This window comes from Thermoactinospora rubra (genome assembly GCF_002093975.1).
GTDB classification, from domain to species: Bacteria; Actinomycetota; Actinomycetes; order Streptosporangiales; family Streptosporangiaceae; genus Nonomuraea; species Nonomuraea rubra_A.
The window spans coordinates 116153-142265 of record NZ_KZ084327.1; the positions used below are offsets into that span (position 1 = coordinate 116153).

26 protein-coding genes are annotated in these 26113 nt (G+C 72.3%); 20 read left to right on the forward strand and 6 right to left on the reverse strand.

Going from position 1 to position 26113, the window contains the following annotated elements; all coding sequences use genetic code 11:
- Nucleotide 1 precedes the first annotated feature (1 nt).
- From BSB02_RS06470 to BSB02_RS06505, 8 genes are all read left to right on the forward strand, one after another.
- Nucleotides 2–736 carry an enoyl-CoA hydratase/isomerase family protein gene (locus BSB02_RS06470; protein WP_084957756.1) on the forward strand — a complete coding sequence of 245 codons (735 nt, stop codon included), beginning with the start codon at nt 2–4 and terminating at the stop codon, nt 734–736.
- Nucleotides 733–1560 (forward strand): 3-hydroxyacyl-CoA dehydrogenase family protein, encoded by an 828-nt coding sequence (locus tag BSB02_RS06475; RefSeq protein ID WP_276206311.1) that lies wholly within the window; start codon nt 733–735, stop codon nt 1558–1560. Before BSB02_RS06470 ends, BSB02_RS06475 begins: the two co-directional genes overlap by 4 nt.
- Nucleotides 1554–2486 carry a 1,2-phenylacetyl-CoA epoxidase subunit PaaA gene (gene paaA, locus BSB02_RS06480; protein WP_084957757.1) on the forward strand — a complete coding sequence of 311 codons (933 nt, stop codon included), beginning with the start codon at nt 1554–1556 and terminating at the stop codon, nt 2484–2486. Before BSB02_RS06475 ends, paaA begins: the two co-directional genes overlap by 7 nt.
- Nucleotides 2483–2755, forward strand: coding sequence for a 1,2-phenylacetyl-CoA epoxidase subunit PaaB (gene paaB / locus BSB02_RS06485; RefSeq protein WP_084957758.1), 273 nt, complete (start codon nt 2483–2485; stop codon nt 2753–2755). The genes paaA and paaB overlap by 4 nt, the downstream gene beginning before the upstream one ends.
- Nucleotides 2752–3441 carry a 1,2-phenylacetyl-CoA epoxidase subunit PaaC gene (paaC, locus tag BSB02_RS06490; RefSeq protein ID WP_084957759.1) on the forward strand — a complete coding sequence of 230 codons (690 nt, stop codon included), beginning with the start codon at nt 2752–2754 and terminating at the stop codon, nt 3439–3441. The genes paaB and paaC overlap by 4 nt, the downstream gene beginning before the upstream one ends.
- Nucleotides 3435–3887 (forward strand): 1,2-phenylacetyl-CoA epoxidase subunit PaaD, encoded by a 453-nt coding sequence (gene paaD / locus BSB02_RS06495; RefSeq protein WP_084957760.1) that lies wholly within the window; start codon nt 3435–3437, stop codon nt 3885–3887. Before paaC ends, paaD begins: the two co-directional genes overlap by 7 nt.
- Nucleotides 3884–4915 carry a 2Fe-2S iron-sulfur cluster-binding protein gene (locus BSB02_RS06500; protein WP_084957761.1) on the forward strand — a complete coding sequence of 344 codons (1032 nt, stop codon included), beginning with the start codon at nt 3884–3886 and terminating at the stop codon, nt 4913–4915. The genes paaD and BSB02_RS06500 overlap by 4 nt, the downstream gene beginning before the upstream one ends.
- 275 nt (nt 4916–5190) lie before the next feature.
- Nucleotides 5191–6576 carry an alpha,alpha-trehalose-phosphate synthase (UDP-forming) gene (locus tag BSB02_RS06505; protein WP_240506230.1) on the forward strand — a complete coding sequence of 462 codons (1386 nt, stop codon included), beginning with the start codon at nt 5191–5193 and terminating at the stop codon, nt 6574–6576.
- Here BSB02_RS06505 and BSB02_RS06510 read toward each other — a convergent pair.
- Nucleotides 6557–6835: a DUF4235 domain-containing protein gene (locus BSB02_RS06510; RefSeq protein WP_084957763.1), complete on the reverse strand. Its 279-nt coding sequence runs from the start codon at nt 6833–6835 to the stop codon at nt 6557–6559. The two genes, BSB02_RS06505 and BSB02_RS06510, sit on opposite strands and share 20 nt — an antisense overlap.
- Before the next feature lie 58 nt (nt 6836–6893).
- Between BSB02_RS06510 and valS the strand changes: the two genes are divergently transcribed.
- On the forward strand, nt 6894–9383 hold the full coding sequence (valS, locus tag BSB02_RS06515) for a valine--tRNA ligase (RefSeq protein WP_084957764.1): 2490 nt from the start codon (nt 6894–6896) through the stop codon (nt 9381–9383).
- A gap of 6 nt (nt 9384–9389) precedes the next feature.
- On the opposite strand, the gene BSB02_RS06520 is transcribed toward valS, so the two are convergent.
- Entirely contained in the window at nt 9390–9908 is a 519-nt protein-coding gene (locus BSB02_RS06520) for an ArsR/SmtB family transcription factor (RefSeq protein WP_084957765.1), read from the reverse strand.
- Nucleotides 9909–9966: 58 nt separating this feature from the next.
- On the opposite strand from BSB02_RS06520, the gene BSB02_RS06525 reads away from it, so the two are divergent.
- On the forward strand, nt 9967–11211 hold the full coding sequence (locus BSB02_RS06525; protein ID WP_084957766.1) for an MFS transporter: 1245 nt from the start codon (nt 9967–9969) through the stop codon (nt 11209–11211).
- Here the strand turns inward: BSB02_RS06525 and BSB02_RS06530 are convergent.
- The gene (locus BSB02_RS06530; protein ID WP_084957915.1) at nt 11189–13363 is read right to left on the reverse strand and encodes a DUF6351 family protein; all 2175 of its coding nucleotides are present in this window, start codon (nt 13361–13363) and stop codon (nt 11189–11191) included. The two genes, BSB02_RS06525 and BSB02_RS06530, sit on opposite strands and share 23 nt — an antisense overlap.
- Before the next feature lie 116 nt (nt 13364–13479).
- Here BSB02_RS06530 and BSB02_RS06535 point away from each other — a divergent pair, with 116 nt between their 5' ends.
- From BSB02_RS06535 to BSB02_RS06565, 7 genes are all read left to right on the forward strand, one after another.
- Complete coding sequence (locus BSB02_RS06535; RefSeq protein ID WP_084957767.1) at nt 13480–14688, forward strand: AI-2E family transporter; 1209 nt, start codon at nt 13480–13482, stop codon at nt 14686–14688.
- Nucleotides 14689–14699: 11 nt separating this feature from the next.
- Complete coding sequence (locus BSB02_RS06540) at nt 14700–15251, forward strand: PaaI family thioesterase (protein WP_084957768.1); 552 nt, start codon at nt 14700–14702, stop codon at nt 15249–15251.
- Nucleotides 15248–15685 (forward strand): dUTP diphosphatase, encoded by a 438-nt coding sequence (dut, locus tag BSB02_RS06545; RefSeq protein WP_084957769.1) that lies wholly within the window; start codon nt 15248–15250, stop codon nt 15683–15685. The genes BSB02_RS06540 and dut overlap by 4 nt, the downstream gene beginning before the upstream one ends.
- A 125-nt stretch (nt 15686–15810) precedes the next feature.
- Nucleotides 15811–16437 carry a DUF3710 domain-containing protein gene (locus tag BSB02_RS06550; RefSeq protein WP_240506231.1) on the forward strand — a complete coding sequence of 209 codons (627 nt, stop codon included), beginning with the start codon at nt 15811–15813 and terminating at the stop codon, nt 16435–16437.
- A 209-nt stretch (nt 16438–16646) separates the two neighbouring features.
- A complete protein-coding gene (locus tag BSB02_RS43855; protein ID WP_240506232.1) occupies nt 16647–16856 on the forward strand; it encodes an OB-fold nucleic acid binding domain-containing protein in 210 nt (69 codons plus the stop codon).
- Complete coding sequence (locus BSB02_RS06560; protein WP_084957772.1) at nt 16857–17549, forward strand: DUF3159 domain-containing protein; 693 nt, start codon at nt 16857–16859, stop codon at nt 17547–17549.
- 58 nt (nt 17550–17607) lie between these two features.
- Nucleotides 17608–19353 carry a serine/threonine-protein kinase gene (locus tag BSB02_RS06565; RefSeq protein ID WP_084957773.1) on the forward strand — a complete coding sequence of 582 codons (1746 nt, stop codon included), beginning with the start codon at nt 17608–17610 and terminating at the stop codon, nt 19351–19353.
- 6 nt (nt 19354–19359) lie between these two features.
- On the opposite strand, the gene BSB02_RS06570 is transcribed toward BSB02_RS06565, so the two are convergent.
- A complete protein-coding gene (locus BSB02_RS06570; RefSeq protein ID WP_084957774.1) occupies nt 19360–20022 on the reverse strand; it encodes a potassium channel family protein in 663 nt (220 codons plus the stop codon).
- On the reverse strand, nt 20022–20687 hold the full coding sequence (locus tag BSB02_RS06575) for a potassium channel family protein (RefSeq protein ID WP_084957775.1): 666 nt from the start codon (nt 20685–20687) through the stop codon (nt 20022–20024). Before BSB02_RS06575 ends, BSB02_RS06570 begins: the two co-directional genes overlap by 1 nt.
- A 49-nt stretch (nt 20688–20736) precedes the next feature.
- On the opposite strand from BSB02_RS06575, the gene BSB02_RS06580 reads away from it, so the two are divergent.
- Nucleotides 20737–22770 (forward strand): APC family permease, encoded by a 2034-nt coding sequence (locus BSB02_RS06580; protein ID WP_084957776.1) that lies wholly within the window; start codon nt 20737–20739, stop codon nt 22768–22770.
- 9 nt (nt 22771–22779) lie between these two features.
- Nucleotides 22780–24027 (forward strand): class I SAM-dependent RNA methyltransferase, encoded by a 1248-nt coding sequence (locus BSB02_RS06585; RefSeq protein ID WP_084957777.1) that lies wholly within the window; start codon nt 22780–22782, stop codon nt 24025–24027.
- On the opposite strand, the gene BSB02_RS06590 is transcribed toward BSB02_RS06585, so the two are convergent.
- Nucleotides 24024–25046 (reverse strand): glycoside hydrolase family 18 protein, encoded by a 1023-nt coding sequence (locus BSB02_RS06590; protein ID WP_084957778.1) that lies wholly within the window; start codon nt 25044–25046, stop codon nt 24024–24026. The two genes, BSB02_RS06585 and BSB02_RS06590, sit on opposite strands and share 4 nt — an antisense overlap.
- Before the next feature lie 88 nt (nt 25047–25134).
- On the opposite strand from BSB02_RS06590, the gene BSB02_RS06595 reads away from it, so the two are divergent.
- On the forward strand, nt 25135–26043 hold the full coding sequence (locus tag BSB02_RS06595; protein WP_084957779.1) for an LLM class F420-dependent oxidoreductase: 909 nt from the start codon (nt 25135–25137) through the stop codon (nt 26041–26043).
- The last annotated feature ends 70 nt before the right edge of the window (nt 26044–26113 follow it).

Consider the following 26113-nt stretch of genomic DNA (forward strand, 5'->3'; position numbering starts at 1 on the left):
GATGAGGACGCTGCGGCTGGAAGGGAGCGAGGACCGCGTGGTCGTCCGGCTGCACCGGCCCGAGGTGCGCAACGCGATCAACGCCGAGATGGTCGACGAGCTGCACCACGTGTGCGACCTGCTGGAGCGGGACCCCAAGCCGCTGCTGCTGACCGGCGGCGACGGGTTCTTCGCGGCCGGGGCGGACATCGCCGAGCTGGCCGAGCGCGGGCGCGAGGAGGCGTTGCAGGGCATCAACAGCACGCTGTTCGAGCGGATCCGGCGGCTGCCGATGCCGACCGTGGCGGCCGTGGACGGCTACGCGCTCGGCGGCGGCGCGGAGCTGGCCTACGCCTGCGACATCCGCCTGGCCAGCACGCGCGCCCGGTTCGGCAACCCCGAGCCGCATCTGGGCATCATCGCCGGGGCCGGGGCGTGCTGGCGGCTGAAGGAGCTGGTGGGCGAGCCGCTGGCCAAGCTCGTGCTGCTGGCCGGGCACACCATCGAGGCCGAGGAGGCGCTGGCCTGCCGCCTGGTCGCGGAGCTGCACGAGCCGCAGGAGCTGGAGGCGGCCGCGCACCGGCTCATCGACCGGATGGGCAGGATGTCGGCGCTGGCCCTGCGGCTGACCAAGCTCGTGCTGGACTCCGAGGGGCATCCGCTGACCGACCAGCTCGCGCAGGCCGTCCTCTTCGAGGATCCGGACAAGCACGCCAGGATGAGGAAATTTCTGGAAAAGTCGCAGGAGCAGCGGTGAAGGTGGCAGTGATCGGCGGCGGGCGCATGGGCTCCGGCATCGCCCAGGTGTTCCTGACGGCCGGGGCCGAGGTGACCGTGCAGGAGCCGGAGGCCGAGGCCGCCCGCGCCCGGATCGCCAAGGGCCTGGCCATCGCGGAATCCAAGGCAGGCGGGACCAGGACGGCCGGCGTGTCCGCCGAGGAGGCGCTCACCCGGCTGACCATGGGCCCCGTGCCCGAGGACGCCGAGCTGGTCGTCGAGGCCGTCCCCGAGGACCCCAAGCTGAAGGCCGAGATTCTGGCCGAGGCCGAGTCGAGGATCGCGGCGGGAGCCGTACTCGCCACGAACACCAGCTCCCTGTCCATCGGCGAGCTGTCGGCGGCGCTGCGGCGCCCGGACCGCTTCCTGGGCATGCACTTCTTCAACCCGGTCCCGGTGCAGCGGCTCGTCGAGCTGATCGTCACCGGCGCCACCGCCGCCGACGTGCTGGAGCGCGCCAAGGGCTACGTCGCCCTGCTCGGCAAGACCAGCGTGGTCGTCCGCGACTCGCCCGGCTTCGCCACCAGCCGCCTGGGCGTGCTGCTCGGCCTGGAGGCGATGCGCATGGTCGAGGAGGGAGTGGCCGCGCCCGAGGACATCGACACCGCGATGGAGCTGGGCTACAACCACCCGATGGGCCCGATCAAGCTGGGCGACCTGGTGGGCCTGGACGTGCGCCTGGCCATCGCGGAGTACCTGCACGCCAAGCTCGGCCCGCGCTTCGAGCCGCCGCGCATCCTGCGCGAGAAGGTGGCCGCGGGCGAGCTGGGACGCAAGACGGGGAAGGGGTTCTACACATGGTGACGACCTTCGAGGAGCTCATCGCGAGGGACGAGCGGATCGAGCCGCGCGACGAGATGCCCGAGGGCTACCGCAAGACTCTCATCCGGCAGATCGCCCAGCACGCCCACTCCGAGATCATCGGCATGCAGCCGGAGGGCAGCTGGATCACCCGCGCGCCCAGCCTGAAGCGCAAGGCGATCCTGCTGGCCAAGGTGCAGGACGAGGCCGGCCACGGGCTCTACCTGTACGGCGCCGCCGAGACGCTGGGCGTCTCCCGCGAGGAGCTGCTGGACGCCCTGCACGAGGGCCGCCAGCGGTACTCCTCGATCTTCAACTACCCGACGCCGACCTGGGCCGACGTGGGCGCGATCGGCTGGCTGGTGGACGGCGCGGCGATCGTCAACCAGGTGCCGCTGTGCCGCTGCTCCTACGGCCCCTACGCGCGGGCGATGGTGCGCATCTGCAAGGAGGAGAGCTTCCACCAGCGCCAGGGCTTCGAGCTGCTCTACACGCTCGCCCACGGCACGCCCGAGCAGCGGCGGATGGCCCAGGAGGCCGTCGACCGGTGGTACTGGCCGTCGCTGATGATGTTCGGCCCGCCCGACGCCGAGTCGACCCACTCGGCCCGGTCGATGGCCTGGAAGATCAAGCGGCACTCCAACGACGAGCTGCGCCAGCGCTTCGTCGACATGATCGTCCCCCAGGCGGAGGTGCTCGGCCTCACCCTGCCCGACCCGGACCTGCGCTGGAACCCCGAGCGCGGCCACTACGACTACGGCCCCATCGACTGGGAGGAGTTCAAGCGGGTGCTGGCCGGCGACGGGCCCTGCAACGCCGAGCGCATGGCGCACCGCCGCAAGGCGCACGAGGACGGCGCCTGGGTGCGCGAGGCCGCGGAAGCCTACGCGAGCAAGGCCGCCGGGAAGGGCGGGAGGGCCGCGGCATGACGCTGTGGGAGGTGTTCGTGCGCCCCAGGCGCGGCCTGTCGCACGTCCACGTCGGTAGCCTGCACGCCGAGGACGCCGAGCTGGCCCTGCGCCACGCGCGCGACCTGTTCACCCGCCGCCAGGAGGGGGTGAGCATCTGGGTGGTCCCGGCCGCCCAGATCACCGCCTCCTCCCCCGACGAGAAGGACGCCTTCTTCGACCCCGCCGCCGACAAGCCCTACCGCCACCCGACCTTCTACGAGCTGCCCGAGGGGGTGAAGCACCTGTGACCGAGCCTGTCGAGGGCACCGGCAAGCACGGCAACCCTCTGAACTCCCTGGCCATCGGCGACGACTGCCTCGTCCTGTCCCACCGCCTGGCCGAGTGGATCACCTGGGCGCCGACGCTGGAGGAGGAGGTCGCCCTCGCCAACCTCTCGCTCGACCTGCTCGGCCAGGCGCGGGCGCTGCTGTCGCGGCACGGCGACGAGGACGAGCTGGCCTACCTGCGCGACCCGGGCGAGTTCCGCAACTGCCTGCTCGTCGAGCAGCCCAACGGCGACTTCGCCCACACCGTCGTGCGCCACCTGCTCTACACGGCCTTCCTCTTCGAGCTGTACGGCGGGCACCCCGAGGACGAGGTGGCCGCCAAGGGCGTCAAGGAGATCGCCTACCACCGCGACTACGCCCGCGTGTGGACGCTGCGCCTGGGCCTGGGCACCGAGGAGTCGCACCGGCGCATGACGGCCGCCCTGGCGGACCTGTGGCCCTACACCGGCGAGCTGTTCGAGGACGATCCCGGCCTGCGCGCCCCCTGGGACGCCTTCGTCGGCGGGACGCTGCGCGAGGCGTCGCTGGCCGTACCGGAGACCGGGCAGCGGACCGGGGGACGCAGGGGCGAGCACACCGAGCACCTGGCCGCGCTCCTGGCGGAGATGCAGTCCCTGCACCGCGAGCACCCGGGGGCGCGATGGTGACGCTGGAGGAGGCGCGGGCCATCGCGGCCGCCGTGCCCGACCCCGAGCTGCCCGTGCTCACGCTGGGCGACCTGGGCATCCTGCGCGACGTCGTGCGCCGCGAGGACGGCGGCATCGAGGTCGTCATCACCCCGACGTACTCCGGCTGCCCGGCGATGGACGCCATCCGCGACGACCTGCGCAGGGCACTGCCGGGCGCGAGCGTCAGGACCGTGCTCTCGCCGCCCTGGACCACGGACTGGATCACCGAGGAGGGCCGCGCCAAGCTGCGCGAGCACGGCATCTCGCCGCCCGGCCGCGCGGTGGCCCTGACGCTGAGCCCCCGCTGCCCGCGCTGCCGCTCGCCCCGCACCCGCCTGGTCAGCCGGTACGGCTCGACCGCCTGCAAGGCCCTGTTCACCTGCACCGACTGCCTGGAACCCTTCGAACACGTCAAGGAGATCTGACCGTGAGCCGCTTCCAGCCGCTGACGGTCGCGGCCGTGGACCGGCTGACCGAGGACGCGGTCGCGATCACCTTCGCCGAGCGCCTGCCGTTCGTCCAGGGCCAGCACCTGACGCTGCGCGTCCACCTGGACGGCGTGGAGGTGCGGCGCAGCTACTCGATCTGCTCGCCGGTGGGCGGGCCGCTCAGGATCGGCGTCAAGCGCCTGCCCGGCGGGGCGTTCTCCGAGTGGGCGACCTCCCGGCTGAAGCCCGGCGACGTGCTGGAGGCCATGCCGCCGCTGGGCCGCTTCCACGTCCCGCTAAAGCCGGATATTTCGCGACATCATGTAGCCATCGCGGCGGGCAGCGGCATCACGCCGATCCTCTCGCTGGCCGCCACCACGCTGGCGGCCGAGCCGCGCAGCCGCTTCTCGCTGATCTACGGCAACCGCACGGCGCGCGAGGTGATGTTCGCCGAGGAGCTGGCCGACCTCAAAGACAGGTACGGCCCGCGCTTCACGCTCCTGCACGTGCTCAGCCGCGAGCCGCAGGAGGCGCCCGTCACCAGCGGCCGCATCGACGAGGCCAAGCTGCGCGCGCTGCTGCCGTTGCTGGGCGAGGGCGACGAGTACTACCTGTGCGGCCCGCTCGGCCTGGTGGAGACCGCCAGGACCGTGCTGGCCGGCAAGAGCGTGCACGCCGAGCTGTTCTACGCGGGCGAGCCGCCCGCCTCCGGCCGCGCTTCCAGCCGTGCTCCCTCTCGTGCTCCCGGTGGCGCCCGGCTGACGTTCACCCTCGACGGGCGCACCACCGAGATCCCGCTGCGCGAGGACGAGAGCCTGCTGTCCGCGGCGCTGCGGGCCCGCCCCGACGCGCCCTACGCCTGCCGCGGCGGCGTCTGCGGCACCTGCCGGGTGCGGGTGCTGCGGGGCGAGGTGGCCATGGACGCCAACTACGCGCTGGAGCAGGAGGAGGTGGCGGGCGGGTACGCGCTGGCCTGCCAGAGCCGCCCGGTCACGCCCGAGGTGGTGGTCGAGTTCGAAGCGTGACACCTGTCACAGAGTGGGGGGAAACGCTTACTTCGTGTTTGTTTGCCGGGGTTACGGGCAATGCTTTTACGGCGCCGCTCGCCGTACGCGAGCTCGCGGAGATCTCTGGCACGGGCACGTTCGGTGGGCGGAAGCCCAGGTGAGGCATGCTGAGCGGGCATGCCGCCCCGCCACGCCGCGAGGACCCCACGGGGCAGCTACGGCGGACGGCCCGCGGGGAGCCGCCGATCACGGCTCCCGGAGAGTCTGGGCGGGGTAGCGAAGACGGAGGCGTAGTGACAGGCCGCAGCTCGTTTCTGATCGTGGCCAACAGGTTGCCGGTGGACCGAACGACCGGGCCGGACGGCTCGGCGGCGTGGCGCAGGAGCCCGGGCGGACTGGTGACGGCGATAGCCCCGGTCATGCAGCGGCGCGACGGCGCCTGGCTGGGCTGGCACGGGGCGGCCGACGAGACGCTGGAGCCCTTCGAGCACGACGGGATGCACCTCATCCCGATCCCGATGTCGGCCGAGGAGATCGAGCTCTACTACGAGGGCTTCTCCAACGCCACGCTGTGGCCGCTCTACCACGACGTCGTCGCGCCCCCGGTGTTCCACCGCACGATGTGGGAGGCCTACCGCACCGTCAACCGGCGTTTCGCCGAGGCGGCGGCGGAGGTGGCCGAGGAGGGCGCGGTCGTGTGGGTGCAGGACTACCAGCTGCAGCTGGTGCCCGCGATGCTGCGCGAGCTGCGGCCGGACCTGCGCATCGGGTTCTTCCTGCACATCCCGTTCCCGCCGGTGGAGCTGTTCTGGCGGCTGCCCTGGCGCAAGGAGGTCGTCGAGGGCCTGCTGGGCGCCGACCTGGTGGGCTTCCAGCTGCCCGGCGGCGCCTCCAACTTCATCCGGCTGTGCCGCCGGCTGCTCGGCCTGGCCTACAAGGGCAACGAGATCTTCTACGAGGACCGCGTCGTCAGGGCGCAGGCCTTCCCCATCTCGGTCGACTTCGCCGAGCTCGACACCCTGGCCCGCGACCCGCAGATCGTCCACCGCGCCAAGGAGATCCGCGTGGAGCTGGGCGATCCCGAGTACCTGCTGCTCGGCGTGGACCGGCTGGACTACACCAAGGGCATCGGCCAGCGCCTGACGGCCTTCGGCGAGCTGCTGGACGAGGGGTCGATCGAGCCGGGCGAGGCGGTGTTCGTGCAGATCGCCACCCCCAGCCGGGAGCGCGTGGAGGAGTACCGGCGGCTGCGCGACGACATCGAGCTGCAGGTGGGGCGCATCAACGGCGAGCACTCGCTGCTGGGCCACCAGCCGGTGCAGTACCTCCACCAGTCCTACGACCGGACCGAGCTGGTCTCGCTCTACCTCGCCGCCGACCTCATGGTGGTGACGCCGCTGCGCGACGGCATGAACCTGGTCGCCAAGGAGTACGTCGCCTGCCACCACGACCTGCGCGGCGCGCTGGTGCTGAGCGAGTTCGCCGGGGCGGCGGGCGAGCTGCACCAGGCCTACCTGGTCAACCCCTACAACGTCGACGGGGTCAAGAAGACGATCCTGGCGGCGATGCGGGCGACCCCGGAGGAGAAGGCGCGCAAGATGCGCGCGCTTCGCCGCCGGGTGTCGACCTATGACGTGAACCGCTGGGCCGGGGAGTTCCTCACGGCTTTGGAGTCTTGAGCGCCCGCCATGCGTCGTAGCGCTTCTTGGCGGTCTTGTTGACCACGATCTGCGCCACGGACATGCCGACGCCCATCACCACCGCGTAGCCGATCGCCTCGGCCATGCTGACCTCGGGCGACTCGGAGTCGACCGGTGGCTCCTTGCCGGTGACCTTGACCCAGGCGTAGCCGAGGGCCTTCCTGGCCGCCCACGCGGTCGCCAGGCCAATGAGGCCGCCAATGGCCCGCCATGCCAGGTCGGGCTTCTCATCTGCCATGTAACGAACCCTATTCCATTCCCACGTCGCCAGACGTGACGCCGTACCATCTACAGCCATGACAAACCAGCTGCCCGCCCATGCTCGCGTGCCGGATCAACCGACTCTGGACGGCCTGGAGCAGGTATGGGTAGCCCGGTGGGAGGCCGAGGGGACCTACCGGTTCGACCGGACCCGCGAGCGCGCCGACATCTACTCCATCGACACGCCCCCGCCGACGGTCTCCGGCTCGCTCCACGTCGGCCACGTCTTCTCCTACACCCACACCGACACCGTCGCCCGTTTCCAGCGCATGCGCGGGCGCGAGGTCTTCTACCCCATGGGGTGGGACGATAACGGCCTGCCCACCGAACGCCGGGTGCAGAACCACTTCGGCGTGCGCTGCGACCCGTCGGTGCCCTACGACCCCGGGTTCGTCCCGCCCGCCAAGCCGGGCAAGAGCCCGATCCCGATCTCGCGGCGCAACTTCATCGAGCTGTGCGAGCGGCTGACGGCCGAGGACGAGAAGGCCTTCGAGGAGCTGTGGCGCCGCCTGGGCCTGTCGGTGGACTGGACGCTGACCTACGCGACCATCGACGGCGCCGCGCGGCGCGCCTCCCAGCTGGCCTTCCTGCGCAACCTCCGGCGCGGCGAGGCCTACCGCGCCGAGGCGCCGACGCTGTGGGACGTCACCTTCCGCACCGCCGTCGCCCAGGCCGAGCTGGAGGACCGCGACTGGCCGGGCGCCTTCCACCGGATCTCCTTCTACGGCGACGGCGGGCCGGTGTGGATCGAGACGACGCGGCCCGAGCTCATCCCGGCCTGCGTGGCGCTGGTCGCCCACCCCGACGACGAGCGCTACAAGCCGCTGGTCGGCACCACCGTGCTGTCGCCCCTGTTCGGCGTGGAGGTGCCCGTCCTGGCGCACCCCCTGGCCGAGCCGGACAAGGGCACCGGCATCGCGATGATCTGCACCTTCGGCGACGTCACCGACGTCACCTGGTGGCGGGAGCTCGACCTGCCCACCCGGGCGGTGATCGGCTGGGACGGGCGCATGCTGCACGAGCCGCCCGAGGGCGTGGACCCCGAGCCGTACAAGGAGCTGGCGGGCAAGACCGTCCACAGCGCGCGCGAGCGGATCGTCGAGATGCTGCGCGCCTCCGGCGACCTCGACGGCGAGCCGCGGCCGGTCGTCCGCCCGGTGAAGTTCTACGAGAAGGGCGACAAGCCGCTGGAGATCGTCACCACCCGGCAGTGGTACATCCGCAACGGCGGGCGCGACGCCGAGCTGCGCGAGCGGCTGCTGGAGCGCGGCGCCGAGCTGGCCTGGCACCCGCCGTACATGCGCGTGCGCTACGACAACTGGGTCCAGGGGCTGGCGGGCGACTGGCTCATCTCGCGCCAGCGCTTCTTCGGCGTGCCGATCCCGGTGTGGTACTCCGTCGACGACGGCTCGCCCATCCTGCCGACCGAGGACATGCTGCCGGTCGACCCGTCCTCCGACGCGCCGCCGGGATACACCGAGGACCAGCGCGGCAAGCCCGGCGGCTTCGTCGGCGACCCCGACGTCATGGACACCTGGGCCACCTCCTCGCTCACGCCGCTCATCGCCGGCGGCTGGGAGCGGGACCCCGACCTGTTCTCGCGCGTCTACCCCATGGACCTGCGCCCGCAGGCGCACGAGATCATCCGCACGTGGCTGTTCTCCACGGTGCTGCGCGCCCACCAGGAGTTCGACGCGCTGCCGTGGCGCAACGTCGCGATCTCGGGGTGGATCCTCGACCCCGACCGCAAGAAGATGTCCAAGTCCAAGGGGAACGTCACCACCCCGATGGGGCTGCTGGAGCAGTACGGCTCCGACGCGGTGCGCTACTGGGCGGCCGGCGGGCGGCCGGGCACCGACACGGCCTTCGACATCGGGCAGATGAAGATCGGCAGGCGGCTGGCGATCAAGATCCTGAACGCGGCCAAGTTCGTCCTGTCGTTCCCCGAGGGCGGCGAGGTCACCGAGCCGCTGGACCTGTCCATGCTGGCGGGCCTGGCCGGGGTGGTGCGGGAGGCGACCGAGGCGTTCGAGGGCTACGACTACGCGCGGGCCCTGGAGGTCACCGAGCGGTTCTTCTGGTCGTTCTGCGACGACTACCTGGAGCTGGTCAAGGCCCGGGCGTATGAGCCGGGCCCCGCCGCCTCCTCGGCGCACGCGGCGTTGCGCAGCGCCCTGGACGTGCAGCTGCGGCTGTTCGCCCCGTTCCTGCCCTTCGTCACCGAAGAGGTGTGGTCGTGGTGGCGTCCGGGGTCCGTCCACCGCTCCTCGTGGCCGTCTCCCGACCCGGGCCCGGGCGACCCGGCGGTGCTGGCGGTGGCCTCGGAGGTGCTGAGCCGCATCCGCAAGGCCAAGTCCGAGGCCAAGCGCTCCATGCGGGCCGAGGTGTCGCGCCTGACCGTGTCCGGGCCGGAGTTCGAGCAGGTACGGCTGGCGCAGGACGACCTGTGCGGCGCGGGGAACGTCGAGGAGTTCGTGCTGGAGCCGGGCGAGACGTTCACGGTGACGGTCGAGCTCGACGGCTGAGCGCCCCTACGGCTCCCGCGACACGTCGCGGTGCATCGCCAGGAACACCGAGTACGGCACCGCCCCCGGCGAGGGCGTGCGGGTGCGGAAGTCCTCGAACACCTCGTGCAGCCGCCGCTCCAGCTCCGACAGCTCCTGCCTGGTCAGCCGCAGCCCCAGCCGGGTGAGCAGCGTGTCCTCCGCGTCGGCCACCGGCCGGTACTCCTCCAGGAAGGCCTGCAGCATCGCGTGGTGCCCGCTCACCCCCGACTCCCGGATGTCCATCTCCCACGACTTCCCGGTGGCCCGGTAGGGGATCTCGGTCGACCCGCGCGGTCCCCTGCGCGAGGGTTCTGCGGCGAGGAAGCCGGTCGCGACGAGCTTGCGCACGTGGTGCAGGACGGTCGCCGGGTTGGCGTTGAGCCGCTGCGCGATCTCCTTGTTGGTCAGCGCCGAGTCCAGGCACAGCCGCAGGATGCGCAGCCGGATGGCGGAGGCGAGCGCACGGGCCTCGGCTTCGGTGGCCGGTCGCTTGTTGATCCCCATGCCCTCAGAGCCTATAACTGATTGACATTTATCAATCGGTTGCGCGACCCTGGTCCCCGTGACGCGCTTCGCCCTCCTCCGCAACCACGACTTCCGCGGCCTCTTCCTGGCCAACACCGCCAGCCAGGTGGGGACCCAGGTGCTCATGCTGGCCCTGCCGCTGATCGCGGTCAACACCCTGAACGCCAGCCCGTTCCAGGTCGGCCTGCTGGTCATGTTCGAGACCCTGCCGTTCGCGCTGGTCGGCCTGCCCGCGGGCGCGATCGTCGACCGCATGCGCAAGCGCTCGGTGATGATCGTGGCCGACTGGGCCAGGGCCGCGGCGCTGGCGAGCGTGCCGCTGGCCTGGTGGGCTGACGCGCTGACGGTCTACCAGTTGTACGGCGTGGCGCTGTTCGTGGGCGTCTGCACGGTCTTCTTCGACGTGTCCTACCAGAGCTACCTGCCCCACCTGGTCGAGCGCGACCAGCTGGTGCAGGGCAACTCGGCGCTGGAGGTGGTCCGCACGGTCTCGCAGCTGGGCGGCCCCACCGCGGCCGGGTACCTCATCCAGCTCGTCACCGCCCCCTTCGCGATGGTCGCGACGGTCGTCGGCTTCGCCGGGTCGGCGCTGTTCCTGGGCGGCATCCGCAAGCGCGAGCGCCGGCCCGAGCGGGGTCCCGACGCCCACCTGGGCCGCGAGATCGCCGAGGGCCTGAAGTTCGTGCTCGGCCACCGCCTGCTGCGCCGCATCGCCGGATGCACGGGCACCTTCAACCTGTTCTGGGCGATAGCCCAGCCCATGATCATCCTGCTCCTGGCCAGGGAGCTGGACCTGGCCGAGGGGACGATCGGCCTGATCTTCGCAGCGGGCGGCGTGGGCGGCCTGCTCGGCGCGATGGTCACCAGCAGGATCGTCGCCCGGTTCGGCCAGGGGCCGACGATCTGGCTGTCGTGCGCGCTGTCGGCCCCGTTCGGGTTCGTGCTGCCCTGGGCCGAGGCCGACTGGCGGCTGGCCCTCGTGGTCGTGCAGGAGTTCGTGTTCGGGCTGTCCGTGGTCGTCTACAACGTCACCCAGCTCAGCTTCCGCCAGGCGGCCACTCCCGAGCCGCTGCTGGGCCGCATGAACGCCACCATGCGCTTCCTGGTCTGGGGCACGATGCCGCTCGGCGGCTTCCTGGGCGGCCTGCTGGGCGAGGCGATCGGCGTCCGGGCGACGCTGCTGGTCGCCGCGGTCGGCGTGTCGCTGGCGTTCCTGTGGGTCTACGCCTCGCCCCTGCGCACCATGCGGGAACTGCCCGTCAGTAGTCACACACCCCTGTAGGGAAGATCTGGTCCAGCCGCGCCCGCTCCCGCCCGGACGGGCGCCAGGACCCGTACAGGCCGCGCGCGATCGCCCTGGCGACCGGCTGGAGCTCGCACTTGAACACCCCGCCCTCGATCGGCCCGCCCGCCACGATCCGCGAGGTCGAGTAGAGCGGGAAGGCCCTGGTGCAGGCGCCCGGCTCCCTCCGGTCCAGCACGCCGTTCCACACCTGCGGCCCGGCCGCGATCGAGGAGCCGTCCGCGGCGAAGCAGCGGTCCACCGCCAGGGGCGGCTTGTTGCCCGCCACCCCGCGCCACGGCCGGGCGCGGATATTGGCCATCCACTCGTCGATCACCCGCAGCGCCTCGGGCGTCTGGTCGAACCGGGCGCCGCCGGGCCGCGCGTCGGTGAACCAGATCACCTGGTTGTCCGCCCGCCCGTCGTGGTCGAGCATCCGCCTGCGCGCCGCGAAGGACTGGTGGCTGTTGTGCATGTCCAGTTCCTCCTCCAGGTAGTGGCGCCAGTCGATGACCGGGATATCGATGGCGCCGCGGAAGACCAGGCCGCTGCGCAGCACGTTGCGGATGGCCACCGGGTCTCCGGTACGGCGGGGCGCCGGGTCGCCCTGGTGGGCGTTGCGCGCGCTCCAGGGATCCCACCCGCCCGGGCAGGAGGCCGGCACGAACGGGCAGCCCTCCTGGACCATGTCGCGGGCCTCCTTCCAGGAGCCCGCCCGGGCGTTGAGGTCCAGGAACTCCTCCGGCGTGATCACGCCGTCTGTCAGGGCGCGCAGGCCGTACTGCACGCCCACGTTGTCCCACGGCGAGCGGGCGTAGCCGTCGGGGCCCACGCCGTAGACGTTCTTGACGTCCTCCCAGTGCGTCCAGTGGACGGTGTCCTTCACGCCCGGCGGGTCCATGCGCGCCCATTCCGGGTCGTCGTCGCCGGTCCACCGGGGGTTCATCGCCAGCGGCGTCAGGCCGCGCCAGCCGTTGACGCACTCGGTGGAGCCGGGCCTGCCTGTGTAGGGGTTGGCGACGGTGTCGGAGGCGTTGAACCCGATGAGCGCGGTGCGGTCCTCCCACCTCGCCCAGCGGGGGCCGGCGTCCATGTAGCGTTCGAGCAGCTCGCAGTCGCCCACGTGGATGGTCTGGGTGACCATGTCGGGATAGGAGTACTGCGGGATGGCCGCGTCGATGATCCGGTCGCCGTGGTTCTGGCCGTAGATGTACTGCTGGATGCCGCCGCCCGAGCCGCCCAGGCCCACGGTGTACAGCGGCGGGCCGTACTGCTCGACGAACCGCTCCTTGACCATCAGCGCCGTCTCGCCGCCGAGGATGAGGTCGTAGTGCGTGGCGGTGCGCGTGCCGGAGGAGTACAGGATCGCGTAGCCCTTGCCCAGGCCGTGCGGGTCGAGGTGGCCGCCGCCCAGCGTGCCCTGGTCGTGGCCGATGCCGACGCCGCCGTCGAAGCGGAAGATCGCCCGCCGGTTCCAGCCGTCCTCGACGACGGCGATGGAGTACAGGAAGCGGTTGATCACGCCTCGTTCCCGTCTGATCACGAAGTCGACGGTGCGGCCGTCCAGGAGGGTCGTCCGGCTCATGTCGGCGGGCCGCTGCTCGGGCATGGGCTTGAACCGGCCGTCCGTGGCCCGGTAGAGGCGGTCGATCACCGGCCGCGCGAGGCCGCAGTCGCGGCTCCAGCCGCCCTCGACGCGGTAGCCCTGGCCGTCGTGGTTGTCGACCGTGGGCGGGCCCAGGCCGCTGCGCTCGGTCTTGCACACGAAGGGGTACTGCTTGGGCCCGGCGAAGACGGGTCCGGTGATCGGGTGGTTGCGTAAGGTCAGCGAGTCGCGGTACGGCCAGGCCGTGGCGGTGAGCGTGTTGGCGCCCACGGCGAGGCCGTCGACCAGCCCGGTGAGCGCGCCGTCGGCCGGTTTGAACGAGGCGGTGACGTCCTGGCCGTTGCGCAGCACCCTGACCCGGGAGGGCCGCACGCCGTGGCCCAGCCGTACCCTGACCAGGGCGTCGCCGCCGGTGACCTGGTCGGGGCGGCTGGAGAGGACCTCCAGGGACAGGCCGGACCGGGTGGCGGCCTGCGCGGGCGGCGCGGGCAGGACCGTCGCGACGGTCAGGGCGACCGGAAGGGTGGCCAGAAGAATCGTCCGCACCACCCGACGGTGACACGTCCGGCTTGTCCTGCCCAGGCCCGATCTTGCGCGTGCGGTTGTCCACAGGCGGCGATATAGGCGCGCATCCGGGTCGCGTCCGTGCCAGGCTTGAACACGTGTTCACCGACCGTGCCACCAAACTCGTGCCGCCGCTCGTGGCCAAGACGGCGGCCTGGAGCGCGTGCCTGATCCTCGTCGGCATCGTGGTCAGCTACCTGTTCCAGCTGATCGCGAGGCTCAGCTTCGTGGCGCTGCCGGTCGCGGTCGCGCTGCTGCTGACCGCGCTGCTGTATCCGCTCACGCACAAGCTCAAGTCCGTCGGCCTGCGCCCCATCTGGGCCACCTGGCTCACCATGCTGGTCGCCCTGCTGGTGCTGGTCGGCACGGGCTGGCTGGTGGGGGCGCGGGCGGGCGAGGAGTTCCCCAAGCTCGTCACCCAGGTCCAGGCGACCGCGGCCCAGGTGCAGGAGTGGCTGATCACCGGGCCGCTGCACCTGAAGGAGGCGCAGCTCACCGCCTACGTCAACGAGATCGCCAAGATGGTCTCCGACCAGCAGAGCCAGATCACCGGCACGGTGCTGAGCGCGGGCGCGGTCGCCTTCGAGGTGCTGGCCGGGCTGGTGCTGCTGCTGTTCGTGACGTTCTTCCTGCTCAAGGACGGCGACCGGATCTGGGCGTGGTTCCTGAAGGCGTTCGGCCGCATGGCACCCCGGGTCGACCGGGCCGGGCGGGCCGCCTGGACCACCCTGTCCCACTACGTCCAGGGCACGGTGGCCGTCGCCGCCGTCCACGGGCTCATCATGGGCATCGTGCTGGCGGGCATGGGCGTGCCGCTGTGGGCGCCGCTGGCCGTGCTGATCTTCCTGGCGAGCTTCATCCCGATCGTCGGCATCTTCTTCGCCGGGACGGTCGCGACCCTCGTCACCTTCGGCGCCAAGGGCCCCATCCTCGCGCTCATCTTCGTCGGCGTCCTCATCATCGAGCAGCAACTGGAGAACCACGTCCTGCAGCCGCTCATCGTGGGCAGGGCGCTCAACTTCCACCCGCTGGCGATCATCATCGTCCTGGCGGTGGGCGGCATCCTGGCGGGCATCGCGGGGGCGGCGGTCGCCGTCCCCGTCGCCGCGGTGATCTACCGGGCGCTGCCGGAGCTGAGGCACGAGCCCCCGCCCGAGCTGCCGCCCGCCGAGCCGCGGACGCCTCCGGCCGCCGCGGACGAGCCGGTCCCGCCTCCTGTGGCGCCGCCCGCTGCGGAAAGCGAGCCCGCGGCGGAAGTCAAGCCCGTCGTGCCCGCTCCCGCGAAACCGGCGGGCGAGGGGGAGTAACCTCGTCGCTCGTGACCCGCTCCACCCTCACCACCCCGCCCGGCGGGGCCGAACCGCCCCGCCGGAGCCCCGGTTCCCCGGCTTCCGGCACGGTCCTCGGCTCCCACTACAGCCGCTGCTTCGGCTGCGGCGCCGACCACCCGACCGGGCTGCACCTGAAGGCCCGCACCCCCGACGGCATGGGCGTCGAGGCGGAGTTCACCGTGGGGGAGTCGCACCAGGGAGCGCCCGGCCTGGCCCACGGCGGGGTGCTCGCCGCGGCGATGGACGAGGTCATCGGCATGTCGGTTTGGCTGTTCCAGCGCCCCTATGTCACCGGACGGCTGGAGACCGACTACCTCCTCCCGGTTCCGGTCGGCGCGACACTCCACCTTCGGGCCTGGTGCAACGGAATCTCCGGCCGGAAGGCGTACCTTGAGGCTGAAGGGCGCGTGGGCGGACCCGACGGCCCGGTGGCCGTGCGCGCGGCCGCCCTGTTCATCGAGGTCGCGATGGAGCACTTCGCCAGGCACGGCGACCTGGCCGCCATCGCGGCCGAGCACGACTACGAGGTGAATCCGTGAGCGTCGAAGTGCTCATCAAGCGGCTCGACCCCGAGCTGCCCATCCCCTCCTACGCGCATCCCGGCGACGCGGGCGTCGACCTGCACGCCGCCGAGGAGGTCGTGCTGCGGCCGGGGGAGCGGGCGATCGTGCGCACCGGCGTGGCGATCGCCCTGCCCGACGGCTACGCGGCCTTCGTCCACCCCCGCTCCGGCCTGGCGGCCGAGCACGGCGTCACGGTGGTCAACGCGCCCGGCACGATCGACGCGGGCTACCGGGGGGAGATTATGGTGATCCTCCTCAACACCGACGCCGGCCAGCCGGTCAAGCTCAGCCGCGGCGACCGGATCGCCCAGCTGGTCGTGCAGCGGGTGGAGCGGGTGGCGTTCTGCGAGGTGGAAGAGCTGCCCGGGTCGGCGCGCGGCGCGGGAGGACGCGGGTCCACCGGCCGCTAGCGCCGGATGCGACAAGACCCCCGAGGCGTTGAAAGACATGACAAGACGGTGGCCGGCCGCCCGGAGACGTTGACCAGCGGCACCGGCGGGTACGGTCCACTGGACGTTGGAAGAGGTGAGGGCAAGTGTTCCGACGCCGTCGTCGCGAACAGCCACAGCAGGCCGAACAGGTCGCCGAGGAGCCGATGCGCGAGTCGGGCCCCTGGGACGCCGACGAGCCGCATCCCGACACCGGCCGCATCGACCTGGGCGGCCTGCGCGTCCCGCAGCACCCCGACCTTGAGGTGCGCCTGGCCGCCATGGGCGACCAGCACGTCGGGATCGTGGTGCTCGACCAGGACAGCACGCTGCAGCTGCAGGCGCTCGCCGCGCCCAAGTCCTCGGGCATCTGGGACGAGGTCAGGGTCAAGGTGAGCGGCACGCTCAAGTCGCCCGAGGAGCGGCAGGGCCCCTTCGGCGTGGAGGTGGCCGGCCAGGCCGACACCGACGCCGGGCCGCGGCCCGTCCGCTACATCGGCATCGACGGGCCGCGCTGGATGCTGCTGGCGGTGATCAGCGGCCCGGCGGCCGAGGGCGACGCCTCCCGGTTCGAGGACTACATCAGGGACGTGGTGGTCGTCCGGGGCCAGGAGCCGATGGCGCGCGAGGAGGTGATCCCGCTCCGGCGGCCGAACGAGCGGCCCCACCAAACCGACGAAAACCCAAATCTCAACCCATTCATCCGCGGACCGGAAATCACCGAAATCCGTTGACGGTTCATCGCATAAGCTGAGTCATCATGACGAGTACGGCAGAACCCTCCAAACGCGGGGGCTTGCGAGCGTTCTTCAGCCGGCTGACCACGAGCCAGTCCGAGCTGGAGGCCCAGGAGCTGCGGGAAGACGCCGAAAACACCGGGGCGACTCCCATCGTCGCGTGTAGCAACCGCCGCCGGTTCTGCGTAGCCGGTACGCTACGGACTGTGACTCTGCGTCCACGCGGCGGCGCTCCGGCCCTGGAAGCCGAGCTCTACGACGGGTCCGACGTGATCGACCTGGTGTGGCTGGGCCGCCGCAAGATCGCCGGCATCGAGCCGGGACGCATCGTCAAGGCCGAAGGGCTGGTCAGCATGCAGGACGGCCGTAAGGTGATGTTCAACCCGCGCTACGAGCTGCGCCCAGCTGGAGGGTAGATGAGCGCTGAGACGGACTCCCCGGCGTCCGGGGCCGAGACGGGCACCCACGCCACCGTGGAGGCGGCGGTGCGGGCCCAGCTCGCCAAGGCGCTGGGCGGCGTGCGCGGCATCGCCGAGGCGGCCGTGCCGACGATCGGGTTCACCGTGACCTGGATCGCTACCGCGAACCTGAAGCAGTCCCTGATCGTCAGCGTCTCGCTGGCGGTCGTGCTGCTCCTGGTACGGCTGGCGCAGCGCTCCACGCCCCAGTTCGTGCTCAACAGCCTCGTCGGCATCGCCGTGGGGTGGTTCTTCGCCAGCCGCAGCGGCGACGCCAAGGACTACTTCCTGCCGGGCATCCTGCTCAACGCCGGGTACGCGGCGGGCATGCTGCTGTCGATCGTCGTGCGCTGGCCGATCGTCGGCTTCCTCATCGGCTCCGTCACGGGCGACCCCACCGGCTGGCACAAGGACCCCGGCGTGGTCCGCCTGTGCACGAAGCTGACGTGGCTGCTCATGCTGCCCTGCCTGGTCAGGGCGGCGGTGCAGCTGCCGGTGTGGCTGTTCGCGGGAGGCGACGAGGCGGTGGCCGCGCTGGGCTTCGCCAAGATCGCCATGGGCTGGCCGCTGCAGGTGGCGGCGTTCGCGGCCATGCTGTGGGTGCTCGGCCGGGGCCGTACCCCCGTCAAGCCGCCCGTCGCCCCCGCCTGACGCCGCCCGCCTCGGTCGCGGAAGCGCTCCACGCCCGTGACCAGGTAGCGTTCATGTCGTGTCCGACCCTCCCCCGCGCCTCATTGGCGGCCGCTACCTGCTCCTCGACGAGCTGGGACGCGGCGGCATGGGGGTGGTCTGGCGGGCCCGCGACGAGGTGCTCGGCCGGCCGGTCGCGCTCAAGCAGGTCCTCCTGCCCGACTGGGTGGTGGGCAAGGAGCGGGAGCAGGCGTTCGAGCGCGTGCTCAGGGAGGCCAGGGCCGCCGCCCGCCTCCGGCATCCCGGCGTGGTCACCATCCACGACGTCGTCCACGAGGAGGGCAGCCCGTGGATCGTGATGGAGCTGCTGCCCGCCGAGTCGCTGCACGACGTGGTCGAGCGGTGGGGGCCGCTGACCGAGGAGGTGGCCGTCGAGATCGGCCTCAAGCTGCTCGACGCCCTCCACGCGGCCCACAGCCACGGGATCACCCACCGCGACGTCAAGCCCGGCAACGTGCTGCTGCTGGATGACGGCGGCGTGGTGCTGACCGACTTCGGCGTCGCCCACGTGGCCGACTCGCCGACCATCACCGGCACCGGCATGCTGCTGGGCTCGCCCGCCTTCATGGCGCCCGAGCGGCTGGAGGGCAAGCCGGCCACCGCCGCCTCGGACCTGTGGTCGCTGGGCGCCACGCTGTACACCGCGGTGGAGGGCGCTCCGCCGTACCGCGGGCCGACCCCGGTGGCGGTGCTGGCGTCGATCCTCATGGCCGAGCCGCGGCCGATGCGGAACGTCAAGCGGCTGCGCCGGGTCATCGAGGGCCTGATGACCAGGGATCCCGACGCCCGGATGGGGTACGGCGAGGCCCACGCCGCGCTGGTGGCCGCCGGAGCCCACCCGGAGGTGACGGGGTCGCGTGCGCTGGCCGAGCTGGTACGGTGGGCGGACGAGGCGGATGCCCGGGCGGCGGGTGGGGAGCATGCTCGGCCATCCGAGCCGTCCGCGCCCGGCGGGCGGGGCCTCGGAGCAATGGCGGGCCCGGAGCCGGACGACACGCTCCACGACCGGGAGCTCGGCGCCGTGCGGGAGCACGACGAGTACGGCGAACGCGGCAAGCACGGCGGGCGCGGCGAGTATGGCGATCACGGCGATCACGGCGATCACGGCGGGCGCGGCCAGTACGGCGATCACGGCGAGCGTAGTGACTACGGCGAGCGCGCTGAGTACGGCGTGCGCGACGAATACGACGAATACGGCGAACGTGGCGGGCGCGGCGGCGCGGTCGCGGAGCACGGCGGCGCGGTCGCACCGGCACGGCCGTGGGTGGCACCGCTGCGCCGCACGATCATCCTCCTCGCCGCCGCCATGACGGCCCTGGGCACGATCGTCGGCAGCGGGCTGGGCCGCGACCGCCTCCCGTCCATGCTCTCGTCCGTGCTCCCGTCGGCCCTCCAGTCCGCCGCCGGCGGCCGCCTGGTCATGGCCGCGGGCCTGACGCTGGCGGCCCTGGCGATCCCCGCGACCCTGCTGGCCGCCGGGCCCCTCGCCGCGGCGGTCCTGCGCGTGCTGCCCTTGGCCGTCCTCTACGCGGCGGTCAACCGGAGCACCCCCGAGGCCGGCGCGTACGTCCTGCTGACCGTGTGGACCGGCGCGGTGGCCGCCGCCACGTGGCGGCCCTCCCGGCCCGCTGCGCTGGTGGCGGGCGTGGGCACGGTCGCCTTCGCCCTGGCGGCGCTGGCGGCCGGACGCCTGGGCGCCCTGGGGATCGCCGGCTGGGCCGCGACCGTGGCGTGGATGATCTGGGCGGCCGGCCGTACCCGCTGATAGCCGCTAGTGGTGCGGCGACAGCAGCTGCGCCAGCTCCTCCTCGACCTCCTGGGTGGCCACGAACAGCAGCTCGTCGCCCGCCTCCAGGGGGTCGTCGGCGCTGGGCACCAGCACCCGCCCCTCGCGCAGGATGGCCACCAGCGCCGAGTCGACCGGCCAGGGCACGCTGCCGGCGCGCTGCCCGACCACGGGCGCGTCCTCGGGGAGGGTGAGCTCGACGAGGTTGGCCTGGCCCTGGCGGAAGGTCATCAGCCTGACCAGGTCGCCGACGCTGACCGCCTCCTCCACCAGCGCCGACAGCAGGCGCGGCGTGGAGACGGCGACGTCGACGCCCCACGACTCGTTGAACAGCCACTCGTTGGACGGATGGTTGATCCGCGCCACCACGCGCGGCACGCCGTACTCGGTCTTGGCCAGCAGGGAGACCACGAGGTTGACCTTGTCGTCGCCGGAGGAGGCGACGACGACGTGGCAGTTGCTCAGCCCGGCCTCGTCGAGGGAGGAGATCTCGCAGGCGTCGGCGAGCAGCCACTCGGCCCGCGGTACGGTGTCGATCTTGATGGCCTTGGGGTCGATGTCGATGAGCAGGACCTCGTGGCCGTTCTCCAGGAGTTCGGCGGCGATGGAGCGGCCGACCGCCCCGGCGCCGGCGATCGCGACGCGCATCAGTGTCTCTCCTCCGGTGCGGCGGCGAACACCTTGTTCACCCGGTCCATGTCGTTCTCCGCGGCGATGACGTGCAGGACGTCGCCTTCCTGGATGACGGTGTCGTTCTTGGTGACCAGCGCGTCGCCCAGGCGGTTGAGGAAGGCGACGCGGACGCCCGCGGCCTCTTCCAGGTCGGTGACCTTGGTGCCGATCCAGGCGGGGTTGTAGGCCACCTCGGCGAGCATGACGGCGCCGGTCGGGTCGCGCCACAGCGGCTCGGCGCCCTCCGGCAGGATGCGGCGCAGGATCTGGTCGGCCGTCCACCGGACGGTCGCCACGGTGGGGATGCCCAGGCGCTGGTAGACCTCGGCGCGGCGGGGGTCGTAGATGCGGGCCACCACGTTGTCGACGCCGAAGGTCTCCCGTGACACCCGGGCGGAGATGATGTTGGAGTTGTCGCCGCTGCTGACGGCGATGAAGGCCCCGGCCGACTCGATGCCGGCCTCCTGCAGCACGGCGCGGTCGAAGCCGATCCCCGTCACCCTGCGGCCGCGGAAGCCGACGCGCAGGCGGCGGAAAGCCTGCGGATCCCGGTCGATGATCGCGACCGAGTGGCCGTTGTCCTCGAGGATGTGCGCCAGGGTGGACCCGACCCGGCCGCATCCCATGATCACGATATGCATGTGCTCCCCACCAGAGTGCCTGCCAGTCAGGGTAATAGCATCTGGTTACGTGGCGAAGGTAACCGACCTTGTGAAGCGCGTCCTTGTCGGACGGGCGCTGCGCAGCGGGCAGCTGCACGAGCAACTGCTCCCCAAACGTATCGCGCTGCCGGTGTTCGCGAGCGACGCGTTGTCGTCGGTCGCCTACGCCCCCCAGGAGATCCTGGTCATCCTCTCCCTGGCGGGGGTGTCCTTCTATCACTTCAGCCCGTGGATCGCCGCGGCCGTCGTCGTCGTGATGCTGACGGTGGTGGCCTCCTACCGGCAGAACGTGCACGCCTACCCCAGCGGCGGCGGCGACTACGAGGTCGCCACCGTCAACCTGGGCAGGAACGCCGGGCTGACCGTGGCCAGCGCGCTGCTGGTCGACTACGTGCTGACGGTGGCGGTGTCGGTGGCCAACGGCGTCGACTACGTCGGCGCCACCATCCCGTACGTCGCCGAGCACAAGCCGGCCGTGGCGATCGGGATCGTCGTGCTGCTCACGCTGGTGAACCTGCGCGGCGTCCGCGAGTCCGGCCTGGCCTTCGCCATCCCGACCTACGCCTTCATGGCGTGCGTCATCGGCATGATCCTGTGGGGCGGCTTCCGCCTGCTCTTCCTCGGCGAGCAGCTGACCGCGCCCACGGCCTCCTACGAGATCGTCGCCGAGCAGACGAATCTGACCTCCTTCGCCGCCGCGTTCCTCATCCTGCGGGCCTTCTCCTCCGGCTGCGCCGCCCTCACCGGCGTGGAGGCGATCAGCAACGGCGTGCCCGCCTTCCGCAGGCCCAAGAGCAAGAACGCCGCGACCACCCTGCTCATGATGGGCCTGGTGGCCGTGACCATGTTCTCCGGCATCATCACGCTCGGCCTGGTGTCGGGCGTGAAGCTCTCCGAGCATCCCGCGCACGACATCCTGATCGACGGGCGCCCCGCCGGGGAGGACTACTACCAGCAGCCGATCATCGCGCAGGTGGCCGACGCGGTCTTCGGCACCGGCTCGCTGCTGTTCGTGGTGATCTCCGCGGTCACCGCGCTGATCCTCTTCCTGGCCGCCAACACCGCCTTCAACGGCTTCCCGGTGCTGGGCTCGATCCTGGCGCAGGACCGCTACCTGCCGCGCCAGCTCCACACCCGCGGCGACCGGCTGGCCTTCTCCAACGGCATCGTCATCCTGGCCGCCGCCGCGTGCCTGCTGCTGTGGGGGTTCAAGGCCGACGTCAGCCGCCTGCTGAACCTCTACATCGTGGGCGTGTTCGTCTCCTTCACACTCAGCCAGACCGGCATGGTGCGGCACTGGACCCGGCACCTGCGCACCGAGACCGACCCGCGGGTGCGCTTCCAGATGCAGCGCTCGCGCGTGATCAACGCCTTCGGCGGCGTGATGACCGGGCTGGTGCTGGTCGTGGTGCTGTTCACCAAGTTCCTGGTGGGCGCCTGGATCGTGTGCATCGCGATGCCCGTGCTGTTCCTCATGATGAAGGGCATCCGGCGGCACTACGACAACGTGGCCAAGGAGCTGGCCATCACCGACGACTTCGACCCGGCGATGCTGCCCTCGCGCAACCACGCGATCGTCCTCGTCTCCAAGATCCACAAGCCGACGATGCGGGCGCTGGCCTACGCCCGGGCCACCCGCCCGTCCACGCTGGAGGCGGTGACCGTGGGCGTCGACGCCAACGAGTCCAGGGCGCTGCAGGAGGAGTGGGACCGGCTCGGCATCCCCGTGCCGCTGAAGATCCTGGACTCGCCGTACCGGGAGATCACCCAGCCGGTGATCGACTACGTCAAGACCCTGCGCCGCCGCTCGCCCCGCGACGTGGTGACGGTCTTCATCCCCGAGTACGTCGTCGGCCGCTGGTGGGAGCACCTTCTGCACAACCAGAGCGCCCTGCGGCTGAAGGCCCGCCTGCTGTTCAAGCCGGGCGTCATGGTGACGAGCGTCCCCTGGCAGCTGCACTCGGCCGACCGCATCAGCGCCCGCCCGGAGCCGTACGCGCCCGGGTCGGTGCGCCGCCCCTCCTACGAGGAGGTGTCCGGCGACCGCCAGGTCAAGGCCTAAGCTGGACGGATGGCTCTGGAACTGACGGTCGGCCCCGTCGCGCACGGCGGCTGGTGCGTCGCGCGGCACGAGGGTCGCGTGGTCTTCGTCCGGCACGCGCTCCCCGGCGAGCGGGTGATCGCCGAGGTGACCGAGGAGACCGCCAGGTTCCTCCGCGCCGACGCGGTGGAGATCCTGGAGCCCTCGCCGGACCGGGTGGTCCCGCCCTGCCCCTACGCCGGGCCGGGCAAGTGCGGCGGCTGCGACTGGCAGCACGCCACGCTGGAGGCGCAGCGGTCGCTCAAGGCGCAGGTGGTCGAGGAGCAGCTGCGCCGGCTGGGCGGCATCGAGCAGAAGGTCCTGGTGGAGGAGGTGCCGGGCGCGCCCGACGGGCTGGGTTGGCGCACGCGCGTCCAGTTCGCCGCCCGCCCCGACGGCACGCTGGGGCTGCGCAGGCATCGCTCGCACGAGATCGAGCCGGTCGACGCCTGCCTGATCGCCCATCCCGAGGTCGAGGCCGTGGGCGCCGAGCGGCGTCCCTGGCCCGGCGCGGCGGCCGTGGAGGTGATCGCCTCCTCCGGCGGCGACCGCGCCGTCGTGGTACGGCCCCGGCCGCGCCGCCGCGTCCCGGTGCCCGACCTCGACGCCCCGGCGGCGATCCTGCTCGACCAGGGGCGGGGCCGCACCGAGCCGCGGCGGGGGTCCGGCGTGGTGCGCGAGCGGGTGGGGGACCGGGAGTTCCAGGTCACCGGCAGCGGCTTCTGGCAGGTCCACCCCGGGGCGGCCGAGGTGCTGCTCGACGCCGTGCTGGCCTACGCGGCGCCCGAGCCGGGGGAGTGGGCGCTCGACCTGTACTGCGGGGCCGGGCTGTTCGCGGCCGGGCTCGCCGAGGCCGTGGGGACCGAGGGCGCGGTGCTGGGCCTGGAGTCGGAGGCGGCAGCCGTACGGGATGCCCGGCGGAACCTGCGCGACCTGCCGCAGGCCCGGGTGGAGCGGGGCCGGGTGGAGGAGGCGCTGGACCGCTTCGGCATCGAGCGCGCCGACCTGGTCGTGGCCGACCCGCCGCGCGCCGGCCTCGGACGTGAGGTCGTGGCCCAGGTGGCCGCGCTGGAGGCCTCGCGCATCGTCTACGTCTCGTGCGACCCCGCCACGCTGGCGCGCGACCTGAGCTGGTTCGCCGATCACGGGTACGGCCTGGCGGGCCTGCGGGCCTTCGACTGCTTCCCGATGACGCACCACGTGGAGTGCGTGGCGGTGCTGCGGCCCGATCGCCGTTAGCCGGTCGACGGCGCCGGGTCCGGCCGCCGCAGGGCGGCGGTCACGTCGGGCCGCGGGGTGGCGCCGCGCAGGGACAGCCACGCGACGTCGCGTCGCGAGGCGAAGGCGGCCAGCTTGCGGGCGTCGAGCGGGCTCAGGTCCGCGGGGGAGGAGAGCACGGCGGTGATCGCGAGGCGGCGCCAGGCGTCCATGGGGTCGGCCAGGCCCTGCGCCCGCGCGATCGCGGCGTGGGCGTCGCGCAGGGCGATCGCCAGGCGCCGCATGCGTCCCGCGGGCGCGCTCTGCGGCTCGATCGGCGCCAGGAGGTTCACCGTGTCCACGATCGCGCCCGCCTCGCGCGTGGTCCTCAGCACTGAGGCCATCTGGGCCGGTGGGAGGGCGGTGAGCGGGAAGGTGAAGGTCACCCGGAGCCTGTCGCCGCGGGCGGCGGTCTCCCGCTGCAGGGCGCGGATGGCGCGGGCGCGGCGCGCCGTCGTGCCGGGGTCGGCGGCGGCGATCTCGAAGGCGGCGTGGCCGAGGTCGTAGGCCGTGAGCACCTGCCGGTAGGCCTGCGCCAGCCGTTCGGGGTCGGCGCACCTGGCCGCCAGGTCGCGCCCGGCCGATCCGCCGAAGGCCGCCATCACATCCCCGCCCTGCTCGCGCAGCCGCCGGATGACGCCCGCCGCGGAGCCGGGCGCGCGCCGCCCGGCCCACCCGGGCGTGCAGCCGTCCGGCCCGGCGACGACGTGCCCGACCAGGTACCACTGCCCGCCGTGCCCCGGTCCGCCGGAAGGCCGATCGTCCCGGGCGATGTCCACATAGGCGACGAAAGTCCCCGGAGCCTTCCTCGTGGGCGTCGCCGCCGGCGCCGGGCCCGCCGATGGCGCCGCGGTCTCGGGAGACGCCACCACCGCCGGCTCCTCCACCGCCCTGGTCGGCAGCATCCACACCGCCACGGCTGTGGCCCCGGCCAGCGCGAGCCCGGCCAGGACGGCAAGCGGACGCGGAACCGTCCCCGCCTCGCGACGATGCCCCGGCATGCCACCCCCGGTGCTGCCTTGACTACACAGCGCATTCTCGCGTCGAACGCTAGCAAGCCGCCACGCCGGTTGGCCGGATAATGAGCACATGAGGTTGAGGATCTTCACCGAGCCCCAGCAGGGCGCCACCTATGACGATCTGCTCGCCGTGGCCAAGGCCGCCGAACGGCTGGGTTTCGACGGTTTCTTCCGTTCCGACCACTACCGGCGCATCGGCGAGGGCGACCCCGGTCCCGGCTCGACCGACGCCTGGATCACGCTGGCCGGGCTGGCGCGGGAGACCTCCACGATCAGGCTCGGCACGCTGGTCACGCCCGCGACGTTCCGGCTGCCCGGGCCGCTGGCCATCAGCGTGGCCCAGGTCGACCAGATGAGCGGCGGCCGGGTGGAGCTGGGCTTCGGCGCCGGGTGGTTCGACGCCGAGCACGCCGCCTACGGCATCCCGTTCCCGCCCACGGGCGAGCGGTTCCTGCGGTTCGAGGAGCAGCTCGAGATCATCAAGGGCCTGTGGAGCGCGGACAAGCCGTTCTCCTACGAGGGCGCCTACTACCGCCTCGTCGACTCGCCCGCGCTGCCCAAGCCCGTCCAGCGCCCGGGGCCCCCGATCATCCTGGGCGGTTTCGGCCCCAAGCGGACGCCCCGCCTGGCCGCGCGGTACGCCGACGAGTACAACGCCCCGTTCCGCACCGTGGAGGAGACGGGGACGCTGTTCGACCGGGTACGGCAGGCGGCCGAGGGACGGAGCATCGTCTACTCCGCGGCGCAGACGGTGTGCGTCGGGGCGAACCAGGGCGAGCTGGAGCGGCGCGCGGCGGCGATCGGGCGCAGCCTGGACGACCTGCGGCAGGGCGGCCTGGCCGGGACGCCCGAGGAGGTCGTCGACAAGATCGGCAGGTTCGCCGAGCTCGGGGCCGATCGGATCTACCTGCAGGTGCTCGACCTGTCCGACCTGGAGCACCTGGAGCTGATCGCCGCGGAGGTGCTGCCCCGGGTCTGACCCCCTTCAGCCCTGGATGATCAGCCGGACGGCGGGAGCCGACACCAGCTGCACTCCCGCCCCGCCCGGT